This window comes from Saccharothrix sabaoui, from assembly GCF_051756985.1.
Lineage (GTDB): Bacteria > Actinomycetota > Actinomycetes > Mycobacteriales > Pseudonocardiaceae > Actinosynnema.
In genome coordinates this window covers 1-14110 of record NZ_JBPKJK010000205.1, presented here as the reverse complement: position 1 = coordinate 14110, position 14110 = coordinate 1, and the positions used below count along the sequence as shown (strand labels likewise).

Genomic DNA, 14110 nt, shown 5'->3' with positions numbered 1-14110 from the left:
CGCAGGCTCCACCGCTGGTTGGCCCCGCCGCCGCAGGACCACAGGATGATCCTGGTCCCGTTCGCGGTGCCGGCGCCGTTGGCGTCCAGGCACAGCCCGGACTGCACCCCCCTGACGGTGCCGTCGGCGTTGACGTCCCACTGCTGGTTCGCCTGCCCGTTGCAGTCCCAGACCACCACCGCGGTGCCGTTGGCGGTGCCCTGGTTGCTCGCGTCCAGGCACTTGGTCCCGGACAGCTGCAACTGCCTGCCCGAGGTGTGCGTGAAGCGCTGGTTGGCGCCGCCGTGGCAGTCCCACAGCTGGGCCTGGGTGCCGTTGGTCGCGGTCGTGCCGGGGACGTCGACGCACCGGCCGGACTGAACGCCGACGATCGCGACGCCCTGCCGGCCGCCGCCCTGTCGCCGGACGACCGACTTGGACTCGGGTGACCGGTTCCCCTGCGCGTCCACGACGTAGAGCCGGTAGTCGCCGGACGCGGTCGGCACGTCGACGGCCGTCGCGGTGCCGCCCGCCCTGGTCATCGTCGGGCCGACGGCGAAGGCGGTGGTGCCGGCGGGTGCCAGCCAGATCGACCTGGTCGCGTCGCCGGCGCCCCGGACGGGGATCGACGCGCTCCCGGCACCGACGAACGTGCCGGCCGGCAGGACGTGGTCCGGGTGGGCGAGCGTCGCCCTCGGGAGGACGTCCCGGTACGCGGCCTCCGGGCCGGAGTCCACCGCGATGCCGTGGGCGGGTGCCGGCCACACGTAGTCGGGGTAGACCAGGATGTCCTGGATGGTGCTGTTCGGCAGGGTCTTCTGGGAGACCTTGTTGATGGGCCCGTAGGTCTGCGTGATGCTCAGGTCGTGCTTGCGCCCGAAGTCGTCGGAGTTGATCAGCCACGTGACGTCCTTGTCCACGCTCAGGACGTTGTCGCGGAAGCCGATGTGGGCCGAGCCCTCGTCGGGGTGGAGCCCGTACCTGTGGCCGGCGGGGACGCCCTGCAGGTAGTTGTCGGTGATCGTGGTCCCCGGCTGGCTGCCCAGCGTGTAGATGGGCGCCGTGTCGCCGAGGCGCTGCACCGTGTCGATGACGTGGTTGTGGCTGACGGTGTTGTTCCGCGCCGTGGTGGTCGGCCGGTCGGGCGCGATCGAGCCCGCCGACCCGTCGAAGTTCCACCAGCCCCAGCCGAGCGTGATGCCCGACCACGGCGCCTTCTCGATCCGGTTGTGCCGCACCGAGAGCCCGTCGGCGAAGTACGCCGAAACGGGGCTGTGCCCGTTGAACAGCACGGCGCTGTCGTACAGGTGGTTGTTCTCGACCCGGATGTTCCTGGGCAGCCCTTCGACCCGGGCCGGGTACTTCTCGCCGTTGGTCGCCGTGTGGTCGCCGATGTAGACGTGCTGGGGGTGGCCGATGCTGATGGCGGACCCGGCGACGTCGTTGGTGCGGTTGCCGATGACCTGTGCGTCCTGCACGTCGTTGACCAGGGTGATCCCGTCGGCGCCGGTGTGCTGGACCCGGTTGCGCAGCAGGTGGACGCCGTCGGCGTTCTCGACCTGGACGGCGCCCGGCGCGACGTCGACGTTGCGGTAGTGGTAGACGTGGAAGTTGCCCTTGACGTACAGGGAGTTGCCGAGGTTGCCCTGCTGGGCCTGCTTGAACGCGGAACCGGCCACGGTGAACAGGTTCCAGTCGGAGTGCTGCACCGTGAGGCCGGAGAAGGTGATGTTCCGGACGTGGTCGGTGGTGGAGGTGCCGGCGACCCGGAGCACGGTGGGCACGTTGTTCGGCGCGTGGACCACCGCCGTCGCCATGTCCTCGGAGTCGGCCTTGTGGTAGTAGAGCGTCCTGCCCGCCCTGTCGAAGTAGAACTCGCCCGGCGAGTCGAGGAACTCGTAGGCGTTCATGAACTTGTGGCTCCCGCCGACCTGGTGGTTGCCGTTGAACGCGCCCTGGGCGATGGCCGCGCCCGGCTGGTGGAACAGCGCCACCCGGTTGGCGCCGTCACCGCTCGTGGTGACCTGGCGGACCCCCGCGACGGCCGTCGTCCAGGTGGTCGCCGTCTCGATCTCGACGTCGTCCGGGTTGCGGGAGATGGCGGGCAGGTCGGCCAGGCCGTACTTGGCGCCGTCGCACTGCGAGCCCGACTCCCGCGCCCAGGGCGCCTGCCCGGCGGTGACGGTGTACGTGCCGTAGCACCCCTGCGAGGTGATCGTCTTGGCGGCCATGAAGGCGCGCTTGTCGTTGACGTAGAGCGCCCGCAGCTTGGTGCCGCGGTCGAGCGGGGCCTTCCAGACGTTGCCGCTGTGCTGCGTCCACCCGGTCACCCGCACGCCGGCGCTCAGCACCGGTACCTCGTCCTGGTACGCGGCGTAGACGACCCGGTACCCGTTCGTGCCCGAGTCGGCCGGCGTGAACCCCACGGTGCCGCTCACCCGGTACTCGCCGCCGCGGAGGTGCACGGTGATGTCGCCGGACATGTTCCCGTTCACCGTGCGGACGACGTCCCGCGCGCGCTGCACGGTCCGGAACGGGGCCGTGATCGTCCCGGGTGCGGCGTCGTCGCCGTCGGGGGCGACGTAGTACGTCGCCTGGACGGCGGCCGAGGCCCGGGGGCCGTCCCCCGCGGCCGGCAGCAGCAGGGCGGACGCGAACACCGCGACCGCCACCAACGACCTCGCGACGGTACTGGCTGGTTCCACCTTGTTCTCCCTTGCGCTCGGTTCCGGTCGGGTGTGCGCGCCGGAGAAGGGTTCGGCGAGGTGGGTTCCGCGAGGTGGGTTCCGCGAGGTGGGTTCCGCTCGCCGGGCGGGCCGGGTCACCTCGGGCGGGATCACCCCCGGTGCGGGCTCAGCCGAAGGCCCACCGCTGGTTGGCGCCGCCGTTGCAGGTCCACAGCTGCACCTGCGCCCCGTTGGCCGTGGACGCCCCGGACACGTCCAGGCACAGACCGGACTGCGCGCCGGTGACCGTGCCGTCGGCGTTGGCGTTCCAGCGCTGGTTGGCCTGGCCGTTGCACGACCAGAGGACCGTCCTCGTGCCCGCGCTCGTCCCCTGGCCGTAGGCGTCGAGGCACAGCCGGCCGGAGCCCGCGCCCACGGCCAGCTCGCCCGCGGACGTCCGGGTCCAGGTCTGGCCCGTGCCGCCCCGGCAGTCCCAGGTGCGGGCTTGCGCCCCCGACGTCACGTTCGGCACGTCGAGGCACTTGCCCGCGCCCACCGCGCGCACCGGGCCACCCGGCGCGGTGCCGCCCCCGGTGGTGTACCCGGCCGCGACGACGTTGGCCTGCACGGCCTGCTCGGTCGCGTCGGACGGGTAGCCCGCGACCACGGCCCCCTCGTAGAAGGTCCCCGCGCTGAGGTTCGCGCCGCCGTCGGGTTTGCAGCAGTCGCCGCCGCTGCCCAGGATGATCGCGCCCTGCTTCCTCATCGGGCTGTACCCGGTGGGCAACGGCCCGTCCCACAGCGTGGTCAGGTCGCCGGCCTGCGCGTCGCCGCCCTTGAGCGCGAACCGCGTGGTCCCGTTGTTCTTCAGCACCGCCGTGACGAAGTCGCCGGTGAAGGCGCGCTGGTTCGGGTTCCACGACTGGCTGCCGCCGGGGAAGAGGCCCCATTCGAGGTCCGCCTGGACCCAGGGGCCGGTGCCGGAGCACCCGCCGAACCAGCACTGCGTGCTGAAGTTGATGGCGTCCATCGCCCCGGCCGCGTCGGCCTTCCTGGTCGTCTCGCTGTTGCCGTAGTCGAAGCAGCACCCGTTGTTGACGTGCTTGCCGCTGGTGACCATGTACATGCCTTCCGGCGCGGCCCCGGTCGGGACGCCCGTCAGGTGGCCGTCGCGCCAGTAGCTGTTGCCGGGGTTGATGTAGAGCGAGTACGCCTTGCCACCGCCGACCGCCAGCGACTCGGACGTCGCGAGCGCGGGCCTGCTCTGGGGCGACCCGGGGACCACCGACGACCCCTGGTACCACAGGTCGTTGCCCCGGCCGGACTGGTCGCGGACCACGGTGACGACGCAGGTGGTGCCGGCGCAGAACGAGTCCTGGGCCGCCGCGTCGGCGGTACCGCCCGCGGTCAGCACGCCGACGTCCCTCGTCGCGTTGTCCGACGAACGCCTGACCTGGTAGAGGTTCCCGCCGTACGAGCCGTAGAGCGCTCGCGTCGTGCTGTGCGCGGCCACGCAGGGCGTGCCGCCGGCGGCGTAGATGTCGCACGGTCCCGTGCCGGCCGCCGACGCGGTCACCGGCGCGGGCCACGTCGTCAACGCCGCGGGCAGCAGGGCGAGCGCCACCGCGGCACGCGCGCGCACCGCCCCCGACGAGCGCCACCAACGCTTCACGGCACCCGTTGAGGGGGCAGGCGAAGACTGCATCGTCACTCCTACGTCGATGTGGGAGGGCGGGGACGGGCGGCGGCGGTCGCACGCGGGCGGGCCGCGGGCGGGGCGGAGGGCTCGGCGGCGGGGTTCGACCCGCGTCGACCGCGACCGACGCTAGGCGCTAAAACACCGCTAAAGCAACGCTTCCGGCGTCCGTTCCTTGCTAGCCTGCCGCCGCACACCTGCGCCGCACGGGGGTCCGATGCCACCGACCGACACGATCCGGATCGACGCGCACCACCACCTCTGGCGGCTCCCGCCGGGCGGGCGGGCCCGCCCGGGGCCGAGCCCGCGCGGGCACGACTGGCTGAACGGCGCGGACCTCGCCCCGATCCGCCGCGACTTCACCCTCGACGACCTGTCGCCCGCCGCCTCGGCGTCGGGGATCGACCGGACGGTCCTCGTCCAGGTCGTCCCGGAGGTCGAGGAGACCGCGGACTTCCTGTCGCTGGCGGCCGACGAGGGCCGGGGGCTGGTGGCGGGCGTCGTCGGCTGGGTCGACCTCACCGACCCGGGCGTCGGTGACGTGCTCGCCGCACTGCGCGCGGGCCCCGGCGGCGAGCTGCTCGTCGGCGTGCGGCACCTGGTGCAGGGCGAGCCGGACCCCCGGTGGCTGGCCCGGCCCGACGTCCGGCGCGGGCTGCGCGCGGTCGCGGAGGCGGGGCTGGCCTACGACCTGCTCACCCTCGTCCACCAGCTGCCCGCGGCGATCGAGACCGTGCGCGCGCTGCCCGGGGCGACGTTCGTCCTGGACCACCTGTCGAAGCCCCCGATCGCCTCCGGCGACCTCGAACCGTGGGCGTCCCACCTCCGCGCGCTGGCCGCCGAGCCGAACGTCACCTGCAAGTTGTCGGGCATGGTCACCGAGGCCGACCGGACCGGGTGGAGCGCGGCGGACCTGCGCCCGTACGCCGACGTGGTGCTGGACGCGTTCGGCCCGTCGCGGGTGCTGTTCGGCTCCGACTGGCCGGTCTGCCTGCTCGCGGGCTCCTACCGGGAGGTCGTCGCGGCGGCCGAGGAGCTGACCGGGAAGCTGACCGCCGCCGAGCGCGGCGAGGTGTTCGGCGGCACGGCCGCGCGGGTCTACCGGCTGCCGGCGGAACGGCGGTGAGGACGCGCCGGGCACCGTCCTGATCGGAAACTCCGCGATTGGGCCGGTCGAGTGATTTGTCGTCACTCGACCGGCGCGGCCCCTCACCCGTCGTGCGTGCGCCCGGCAGCGGTCCTAGTTTCGTCCCAGCGATCATCGGCACGACCGGAACGAGGACCGTGCGCGACAACACCCGGCTCCCCGGCGCACCCGACCGCGCCCCGACCGGCGACCCGGCGGTGGCACGTGCCGTGCGGGCCCACTTCGACCGCTCGCCCCTGGGGTTCGCCGTCGTCGACGCCGAGGGCGTCGTGCTGGAGGCGAACGCGGCGCTGCGCGAGCTGACCGGCCGGCCGGCGGGCGCCCTGACCGGCACCCGCCTGGATTTGCTGTTCGCCACCGACACCGACCTGCGCGCGGACCACCTGCACACCGACGCCCGCGTGCTGCGGCCGGACGGCGACAGCACCACGGCGGTGCTCGACGTGGCGCCGCTGTCCGCCGGCCTGCGGACCGTGGTGGTCGTCGACACCGAGGAGACCGCGGCGCTGCGCACGGCCCTGATCCGGCAGAGCCTCAACGACGTCGTCACCGGCCTGCCCAACCGCGCCCAGTTCCTGCGGTGGCTGGACCGCTGCCCCGACGTGGTCGGCCTGGCGCACCTCGACGTCGACGGTTTCCACGTGGTCAACGAGGCGCTCGGCCACGACGCGGGCGACCGCCTGCTGAAGTCCCTGGCCGCCCGCCTGTCCCGGGTCTGCGCACCGCACGGCCGCGTCGCCCGCACCGGTCACGACGAGTTCACCGTCGTGGTCGAGAACCCGGTGAACGCCCTGGCGCTGATCGAGCTCGTCGAGGAGGTGGAGGTGGCGCTCGCCGAACCGCTCTACCTCGACGGCGTGGGCGTGGGCGTGACGGTCAGCGCAGGCATCAGCGTCCAGCGCACCCGCGGTCGCACCGCCGCGGACCTGATGCGCACCGCCGAGGTGGCGGCCCGCTGGAGCCGGGAGGACGGCCGCGCCCGCTGGACGCTGCACGACCCGCAGCGCGACGTCCTCGAACGCCGGCGCCTCACCCTGGCCTCGTCGGTCGCCGGCGCCCTGGAGGACGGCGAGATCGACACCCGCTTCACCCCGCTGCACTCGCTGGTGGACCGGCACGTGGTCGCCCTGGAGGCGTCCCTGCGCTGGGACCGGCCCGGGCACGGTCCGACCGACGTCCCCCCGGACCTCGCCGAGCCCACCGGCAACGCCGTCCGCCTGGGCCGCAAGGTCCTGGCCGACGCCTGCGCGCACGCGGGCCGGTGGCGGGCGGAGTTCGGCGACCGCACGCCCCCGGTGGTGGTGCACCTCACCGCCCACCAGTGCCGCGAACCCGAGCTGGTCGCGGTCGTGCGCCGCCACCTCGCCGACGCCGACCTGCCCGCCGACCGGTTGCGCCTGGTCGTCGAGGACGACGTGCTGGTGTCCCTGACCCCCGACCAGGTCGAGGAACTGGACATCCTGGCCTCCTCGGGCGTGTCGGTGCTGCGCGAGCAGCGGGGAGGCGGCCGGTTCGACGCCTTCGGCGACACCGGCGTGCCCATCAGCGGTCACGAGCTGGACGGCACGGTGGTCCGCGGCCTGGACGACACCGCCGAACCGCTCGTCCGCTCCGCCGTGGTCGGCATGCTGTCCTGGGCGGTGCGCAACCTCGACGGCGACCTGTACGCCCAGGACGTCCGCACCGAGGCCGAGGCCCGCGAACTGACCCGCCTGGGCATCACCGCGGCGCAGGGCCCCTACTTCGGTCCCCCGCTCACCCCCGACGCCGTGCGCGACCTCCTCCGCACGAGCAGCGTCACGACGAGCTCCCGGTGAGCCGCGGTCGTCGGTAACATCGACCGCGCGGTCTGGGGAGGCCGCACGGTCTGGGGGATCGCATGACGCACCACATCGCTCTGCTCCGCTATTCCCGGCAGCCGCTCGACGCCCCGTCGGCGGTCATGCGGGTCGACGGCGACCGCGAGGAGGTCTTCGACGTCGGACAGGGCTGGGTGCGCGCCGACCCGAGGTACCGCGAGTGGTTCCTGAGCGCGCGGATCTCCGAGGCCGAGGCGGAGCGCCTGGTGGTGGGCATCGGCCCACCGCCGCCCCTGGACGAGGAGCACGACCCGCGCAACACCGAGCGGCGCGCGCTGGCCATCGAGGGCTACGGCGACCCCTACCTCTACTTCGCGGTCGAGACCGAGGAGCACCCGTTCGACGACCCGCTCACCGTGGTGCAGGAGAACCTGGCCGGTGAGCGGGAGGTGCTGTCGTTCACCCGCGACCTCGCCTGGCGGCGGTGCCCGGTCGAGGGCAGGCTCGTCAGCATCACCAAGGAGGACGTCGAACGGTTCAAGGACGTCCAGGCGCGGCGCGTGTTCGGCGACGTCCGGGTCCGCCACTTCGCCGTGGTGAACCACGTGCGTCCCGACCTCGACGACCCTTACCTCCTCCTCCGGGAGTGGGTCGACGACGTCGACCAGTACGGCAGCCACTTCTGCGAGCGCTACGACGAGAACCGCGAATGGGTCCGCGCCGGTTACGGGGCCCGCCACGGCAGGGCCGTCACCGGGGAGGCGCTCGACCACCTGCTCACCTCCTGGACGCCGCACCCGGCAGGGGTCGAGAGCAGGCACTTCGCGTTCCTCGACGACACCGGCGAACCGTTGCGCGTCGCGCGCGTGACGGCTGACGAGCACGGTTGCACCACCGAGAAGTCGTTCGTGACCTACTGGCGCGAGCCGTCGTACGGGGAGAACTGCGTCCTGGAGGGCGCGGGCACGCGGGTGGACGTCGACGAGGCGAGGGCCGCGGAGTTCGTGGAGGTGCTGGAGCACCTCGACCGCGGCCCCGAGGACGGTCGGTTCCTGTACTGGGAGTGCCTGAAGCCGATGTTCCTCGGTCTCCGGCACACCACGGTGAAGCGGTTCGCGCGCACCTGGGGCGGCGACGACGGCCTGCTGCACGCGGAGTGGTTCTTCGAGCGCGAGGACCTGTGGTACCTGAGCCAGGAGCCCGGCGAGGTGCGGGAGATGGAGCACCGCCCGGTCGTCCCCGCGGAAACGGAGGAACTGCGGCGGTCGTCGCTCGACCGCCGCAGCCGGAACTGACCCCTGTCGGCCGGCGCGGGTCACGGCAGCCGGCCCGCCCACGGCGGGCGCCTTCCCCGCCGGGGCACCAGGCGTGCCAGGCGGTGCTGCTCGGCGGCGCGCTCGGCGTCCCGCCGGTGCTGGTCGACGATCATCCTGGCGGTGGTGTGGTGCACGTGCTCCCCCTTCGTCGCGGTGGTTCGGGGGCAACGGTGCGGGCCGGGTGTCCAGGTGGCGCCTAATCGCCGTTGAACCCGCTGCTCAAGTGCGGTATGAGGGGGTGTCATGGGGGTGGAGTTCCGCTTGTTCGGCGGTGTCGGGGCGTGGGTGGACGGCACGCGCCTGGACCTGGGGCACGCGCGGCAGCGCGGCGTGCTGGCCGCGCTGCTGGTCGACGTGAACCGGCCCGTACCGCCCGACCGGCTGGTCGAGCGGGTGTGGGGCGGTCGGCCGCCCCTGCGGGCCGGGGGCGTGCTGCGGACCTACCTGTCCCGGTTGCGCAAGGTGCTCGGCACCACCGCGGCGCTCTCCCACCGCGACGGCGGCTACGTGCTCGACGCCGACCCCGACGACGTCGACCTGCACCGCTTCCGGCGCCTGGTGGCGCGGGCGCGGGGGCTGGACGACGGGCCCGCGCTCCGGGCGCTCGACAGCGCGCTGGCGCTGTGCCGGTCCGACGTGCTCGCCGGGCTGGACACGCCGTGGGCCGACGAGGTGCGGTTGGCGCTGGGGGCCGAGCAGGCCGCCGCCGCGGCCCACCGGACCGACCTGGCCCTGCGGCTGGGGCAGCACGCCGACCTGCTGGCCGACCTGCGCGTGCGCGCCGCCGCGGACCCGCTGGACGAACGCCTGGCCGGGCAGCTCGTGCTGGCCCTGCACCGGGCCGGGCGGACCGCCGAGGCGTTGGGCCACTACCAGCGGACCCGGGAGGTGCTGGTCGAGCAGCTCGGCGTCGAGCCCGGCCCGGAGCTGAGGCGGCTGCACCACGACGTCCTCGACCCGGACACCGCACCGCCGGCCACGCCGACCGCGCGGGCACCCCGCCGACCGCCCGCGTCACCGCCGTTCTTCACCGGCCGCGACCGCGAACTGGCCGCCCTGGACCTGCTGCTCGGCCACGACGGCGGGCACACGCCGATCGCCGTGCTCACCGGCGGTGGCGGCGTGGGCAAGACCTGGCTGGCGCTGCGGTGGGCGCACCTGCGCCACGACCGGTTCCCGGACGGCCACCTGCACGTGGACCTCCGCGGGTTCGACCCGGTCGCCGACCCCCTCGCACCCGACGTCGTGGTGCGGGGCTTCCTCACCGCGCTCGGCGTCCGACCGGACGCGGTGCCCGCCGAACCGGACGCGCAGTCGGCCCTGTACCGCGAGCTGACCGCCGACCTGCGCTCGCTGGTCGTGCTGGACAACGCCCGCGACACCGCCCAGGTGACGCCGCTGCTGCCCGGCGGCACGTCGTGCGCGGTCGTGGTCACCAGCAGGCACCGGCTCACCGGCCTGGTCGCCACGCACGGCGCCACGCCCGTGCCGGTGGACGTGCTGGACGACGCGCAGGCCGCGCGGCTGCTGTCGCGGCACCTGGGACCGGACCGCGCGAGCGCCGAGCCGGAGGCCGCCGCCGGGCTCGTGCGGCACTGCGCGGGGCTGCCGCTGGCGCTGGGCATCCTCGCGGCGCGCGCCAAGTCCCAGCCGGACGTGCCGCTCGCGGCGCTCTGGCAGGAGGTGCGGGACGACTCGGCCAGGCTCGACGCGCTCGACACCGGGGAGCTGCCGACGAACCTGCGCGCCGCGTTCACCACCTCGGTCCGCGTCCTGAGCACCGGCGCGGCCGAGCTGTTCGGGCTGCTGGGCCTGGTGCCGAGCCCGGACCTCGGCGTCACCGGGGCGGCGGCCCTGGCCGGCGTCACGGTCGTGCGGGCGCGCCGGGCGTTGCGGGAGCTGGAGGAGGCGCACCTGGTGCACCAGCGGGTGCCCGGCCGCTACCGGATGCACGACCTGGTCCGCCTGCACGCCGGCGAGCTGCCCGGCGACGAGGGCGCCGCCGCGCTGGAGAGGCTGTTCGACCACTGCTGCTGCTTCGCGTCCGCGGCGGCGGACGTCTTCACCCCCGGCGAACCGCACCGCCGCCCGCCGCGCCCGCCCCTGGTCGGTCCCGAGGTCGACTTCCCGTCGCACCGGAACGCGATCCAGTGGCTCGCCGAGGAGCGGGCCACCCTCGTGGCCGCGGCGGTGCGCGGTGCGCCGCGGCACACCGCGCACCTGTCCAGGGCGCTGGCGCGCTACCTGGACGCCACCGCCCTGTTCCACGACGCGCTCGCCCTGCACACCGCCGCCGTCGCCGCGACCGGCGGCGAGGACGGCTTCGCGCTGTGCAACCTGGGGTCGGTTCTGTCGCGGCTGGGGCGGGCGGACGAGGCGTTCGGCCACTTCGAGCGGGGCCTGCGGCACGCCGAGGCCACCGGCGACCTCGCGCTGGAGAACTTCGCCTGCACGCTGCTCGGCATCGCCCGGGGCGACAGCGGGGCCGTGGAGGAGTCCGTCCGCCACCACGAGCGCGCGCTGCGCGCGGCACGGCGGGGCGGGTACCGCCACAGCGAGGGCATCGCCCTGCTCAACCTGGGCGCCGTGCACACCGAGCAGGGGGAGCACGGCCGGGCGCGCACCGAACTGGAGGAGGCGCTGGCCATCTCCCAGGAGGTGGCCGATCCCGGTCTGTGCACCGTGGTGCTGAGCGCTCTCGGCACCCTGCACGAACGCCTCGACGACCCCCGCCGGGCCCGCGAGTACCACCACCGCGCGCTGGAGCGCGTCGAGGGCGGAGTCCTGCGCACCATCAGGCTGGGCGTGCTCATCGAGGCCGCCGCCGCCCACCGCACCGACGACCCGGCCACGGCCCTGGAGCACTACCGCCGGGCGCTGGACCTGGCCGACCGCACCGGCTACCGGGCGGAGGAGGTCCGCGCCCACGAGGGACTGGCGGAAACCCTCACCGCCCTCGGCCGCGCGGACGAGGCCGAACGGCACGCCGAGCGGGCACGTGCCCTGCGCTCCGCACAACCCTGACCGCGGCGAAACCACTACGCGGTGTTAGCGCTAACGAGACCGCGTTACCCGTTCCGTGGTCTTGTCGGTGGCGGAAAGCGTGCGCTACCGTGCCCTGGGAACGCTCCCAGTCGTACTGACCCGGCATCTGGCGTCGAGCACCACCCCCTGCCCGCAAGGAGGCGGAGCATGGCTGTACTTGCGCACCAAGAGCCCGAGTCGTCCCCGCGCCGCTTGAGACCCGCCTCGCCCACTCGGTGACCGCCGGTCCGCACACCGGGGAACCCACCCGATCGGCCATTTCGGCACGCGTTGCCCGCGAGCGCCGCCACCTCGTGCCGGGCTGATTTTTGTTAGCGGTAACAACGCGAATGTCCTGTGCATTCCGCGAGAGGAGCACCATGCGAAAAGCCCCCGCGACCAGGGAGAGCACCGTGCCCCGCAGGCGACTCGGAGCGGTGTTCGCGGTGGTGCTGTCGGCTCTCGGCGTCGTGCTCCCGGCGCCCGCCGTCGGGTCGGCCGCCACCGTGGACACCACCGCCTCCTACGTGCTGGTCAACCGCAACAGCGGCAAGGCGCTCGACGTGTACGGGCGCGCCACGAACGACGGCGCCCGGATCTCGCAGTACGCCCGCAACGACGGGGCGTGGCAGCAGTGGCGGTTCGTCGACTCCGGCGGCGGCTACTACCGGCTGAGGTCGCGCCACAGCGGCAAGGTGCTGGACTTCCCGTCCACCGCGGACCGCACCGGCCTGGTGCAGAACGCCGACGCCGACCGCACCGGCCAGCAGTTCCGCCTCGCCGACTCCGACAACGGCCACGTGCGCCTGCTCAACCGGGCCAGCGGCAAGGCCGTCGACGTGCTCGGTTCCTCCACTTCGGACGGGGCGCGGGTCGTGCAGCAGCCCGACAGCGGCACCGCCGGTCAGCAGTGGCGGCTGGTCCGGCTCGGTGCCGACACCACGCCGCCGACCGCGCCGACCGACCCCCGCACCTCGAACCTGACCTGTGCCGGGGTGACGTTGTCGTGGTCCGCCTCCACCGACGACGTCGGGGTGGCGTTCTACGACGTCTACCACGACGGGCAGCTGATGACCTCGGTGCCGGGCACGGCGCTGTCCGCCGACCTGACCGTCGTGCCGGGGGCCACCTGGGGGCTGTACGTCAACGCGCGCGACGCGGCGGGCAACGTCTCGCAGGCCAGCGCCACGGTCACCATCACCGTGCCGCAGTGCCAGGCCGACACCGAACCGCCCTCCACCCCCACCGGCGTGACGGCGACCGCGTCGGGCACCACGGTCGTGGTGCGCTGGGCACCGGCGACCGACGACATCGGCGTCACCGGCTACGAGGTCCTGCGCGACGGCGCCCAGGTCGGTTCGACCACCGGCGCGACGGCGACCTCGTTCAGCGACAGCGGCCTGGCCGCGAACACCCGCTACGAGTACCGGGTGCGGGCGCGCGACGCGCAGGACAACCGCTCGGCGCCGAGCACGCCGGTCGCGGTCACCACGGGTGCCGCCTGCGCCACCGCGCTGTGCTCGATCACCAGGGTCACCACGGACACCGACCTGCCGTGGGGCCTGACCACCCTGCCCGACGGGCAGGTGCTCTACGGCCGCCGCGACGCCTTCGACCTCGTCCGCCTCGACCCCGCGACCGGCGCGAAGACCAGCATCGGGCGCGTGCCGGGCGTGGCGGGCACCGACGGCGAGGGCGGGGTGCTGGGCATCGCCGTGGCGGCCGACTTCGCGGCCGACCCGTGGGTGTACGTCATGCACACCAGCACGACCGACAACCGGGTGGTGCGCATCCGCTACACCGGGGGCGCGCTCACGGGCTCCCCGCAGGTGCTGCTCACCGGCATCCCGCGCAACAAGTACCACAACGGCGGCCGGCTGCGCTTCGGTCCGGACGGGACGCTCTACGTCGCCACCGGCGACGGCCAGAACGGCACGTGGGCCCAGGACCTCGACAACCTCGCCGGCAAGGTGCTGCGCATCAACCGCGACGGCACGGTCCCCGCGGACAACCCGTTCGGCACGCCGGTGTGGAGCTACGGCCACCGCAACCCCCAGGGCCTCGCCTTCGACTCGCGGGGCAGGCTGTGGGAGCAGGAGTTCGGCAACTCCGTCATGGACGAGACCAACCTGATCGTCCGGGGCGGCAACTACGGCTGGCCCGCCTGCGAGGGCACCACCGGCAGCTGCGGCGAACCCGGTTTCGTCGCGCCCGAGCGCACCTACCCCGTCGCCGAGGGCTCGTGCAGCGGGATCGCCGTGGTGCGCGACGCCCTGTACCTGGCCTGCCTGCGCGGCGCGCGGCTGTACCGGGCCGAGATCACCGACGAGGGCCTGACGGACGTCCAGCAGTACCTCAACGGCACCTACGGGCGGCTGCGCACGGTGGAGCCGTCCGCCGACGGCGGCTTGTGGCTGACCACCAGCACCCGGGGTGACAAGGACAGCGTCGCGAACAACAGCAACGAGAGCATCCTCAAGGTC

8 protein-coding genes are annotated in these 14110 nt (G+C 73.9%); 5 read left to right on the top strand and 3 right to left on the bottom strand.

Translation table 11 applies throughout. The features are described 5' to 3' along the window. The coding region (locus ACR807_RS37400) for an RICIN domain-containing protein (RefSeq protein WP_438926245.1) at nucleotides 1-2684 on the bottom strand (2684 nt) is incomplete at its 3' end. 148 nt (nucleotides 2685-2832) lie between these two features. Next, entirely contained in the window at nucleotides 2833-4317 is a 1485-nt protein-coding gene (locus ACR807_RS37395; protein ID WP_438926244.1) for an arabinofuranosidase catalytic domain-containing protein, read from the bottom strand. A gap of 241 nt (nucleotides 4318-4558) precedes the next feature. Here ACR807_RS37395 and ACR807_RS37390 point away from each other — a divergent pair, with 241 nt between their 5' ends. The 3 genes from ACR807_RS37390 (at nucleotide 4559) to ACR807_RS37380 (ending at nucleotide 8582) form a co-directional block, all read left to right on the top strand. Beyond that, nucleotides 4559-5467 carry an amidohydrolase family protein gene (locus tag ACR807_RS37390; protein ID WP_438926243.1) on the top strand — a complete coding sequence of 303 codons (909 nt, stop codon included), beginning with the start codon at nucleotides 4559-4561 and terminating at the stop codon, nucleotides 5465-5467. Between the two features lie 158 nt (nucleotides 5468-5625). After that, complete coding sequence (locus ACR807_RS37385) at nucleotides 5626-7305, top strand: diguanylate cyclase domain-containing protein (protein WP_438926242.1); 1680 nt, start codon at nucleotides 5626-5628, stop codon at nucleotides 7303-7305. A gap of 62 nt (nucleotides 7306-7367) precedes the next feature. Then, nucleotides 7368-8582: a hypothetical protein gene (locus ACR807_RS37380; protein WP_438926241.1), complete on the top strand. Its 1215-nt coding sequence runs from the start codon at nucleotides 7368-7370 to the stop codon at nucleotides 8580-8582. Between the two features lie 20 nt (nucleotides 8583-8602). Here ACR807_RS37380 and ACR807_RS37375 read toward each other — a convergent pair whose 3' ends face one another. Next, complete coding sequence (locus ACR807_RS37375; RefSeq protein ID WP_438926240.1) at nucleotides 8603-8737, bottom strand: hypothetical protein; 135 nt, start codon at nucleotides 8735-8737, stop codon at nucleotides 8603-8605. 109 nt (nucleotides 8738-8846) lie between these two features. On the opposite strand from ACR807_RS37375, the gene ACR807_RS37370 reads away from it, so the two are divergent. Both ACR807_RS37370 and ACR807_RS37365 read left to right on the top strand, forming a co-directional pair. Further along, nucleotides 8847-11627 carry an AfsR/SARP family transcriptional regulator gene (locus ACR807_RS37370; protein ID WP_438926239.1) on the top strand — a complete coding sequence of 927 codons (2781 nt, stop codon included), beginning with the start codon at nucleotides 8847-8849 and terminating at the stop codon, nucleotides 11625-11627. A gap of 380 nt (nucleotides 11628-12007) precedes the next feature. After that, nucleotides 12008-14110 (top strand): PQQ-dependent sugar dehydrogenase (locus ACR807_RS37365; RefSeq protein WP_438926238.1); only part of this gene is annotated, 2103 nt, incomplete at its 3' end.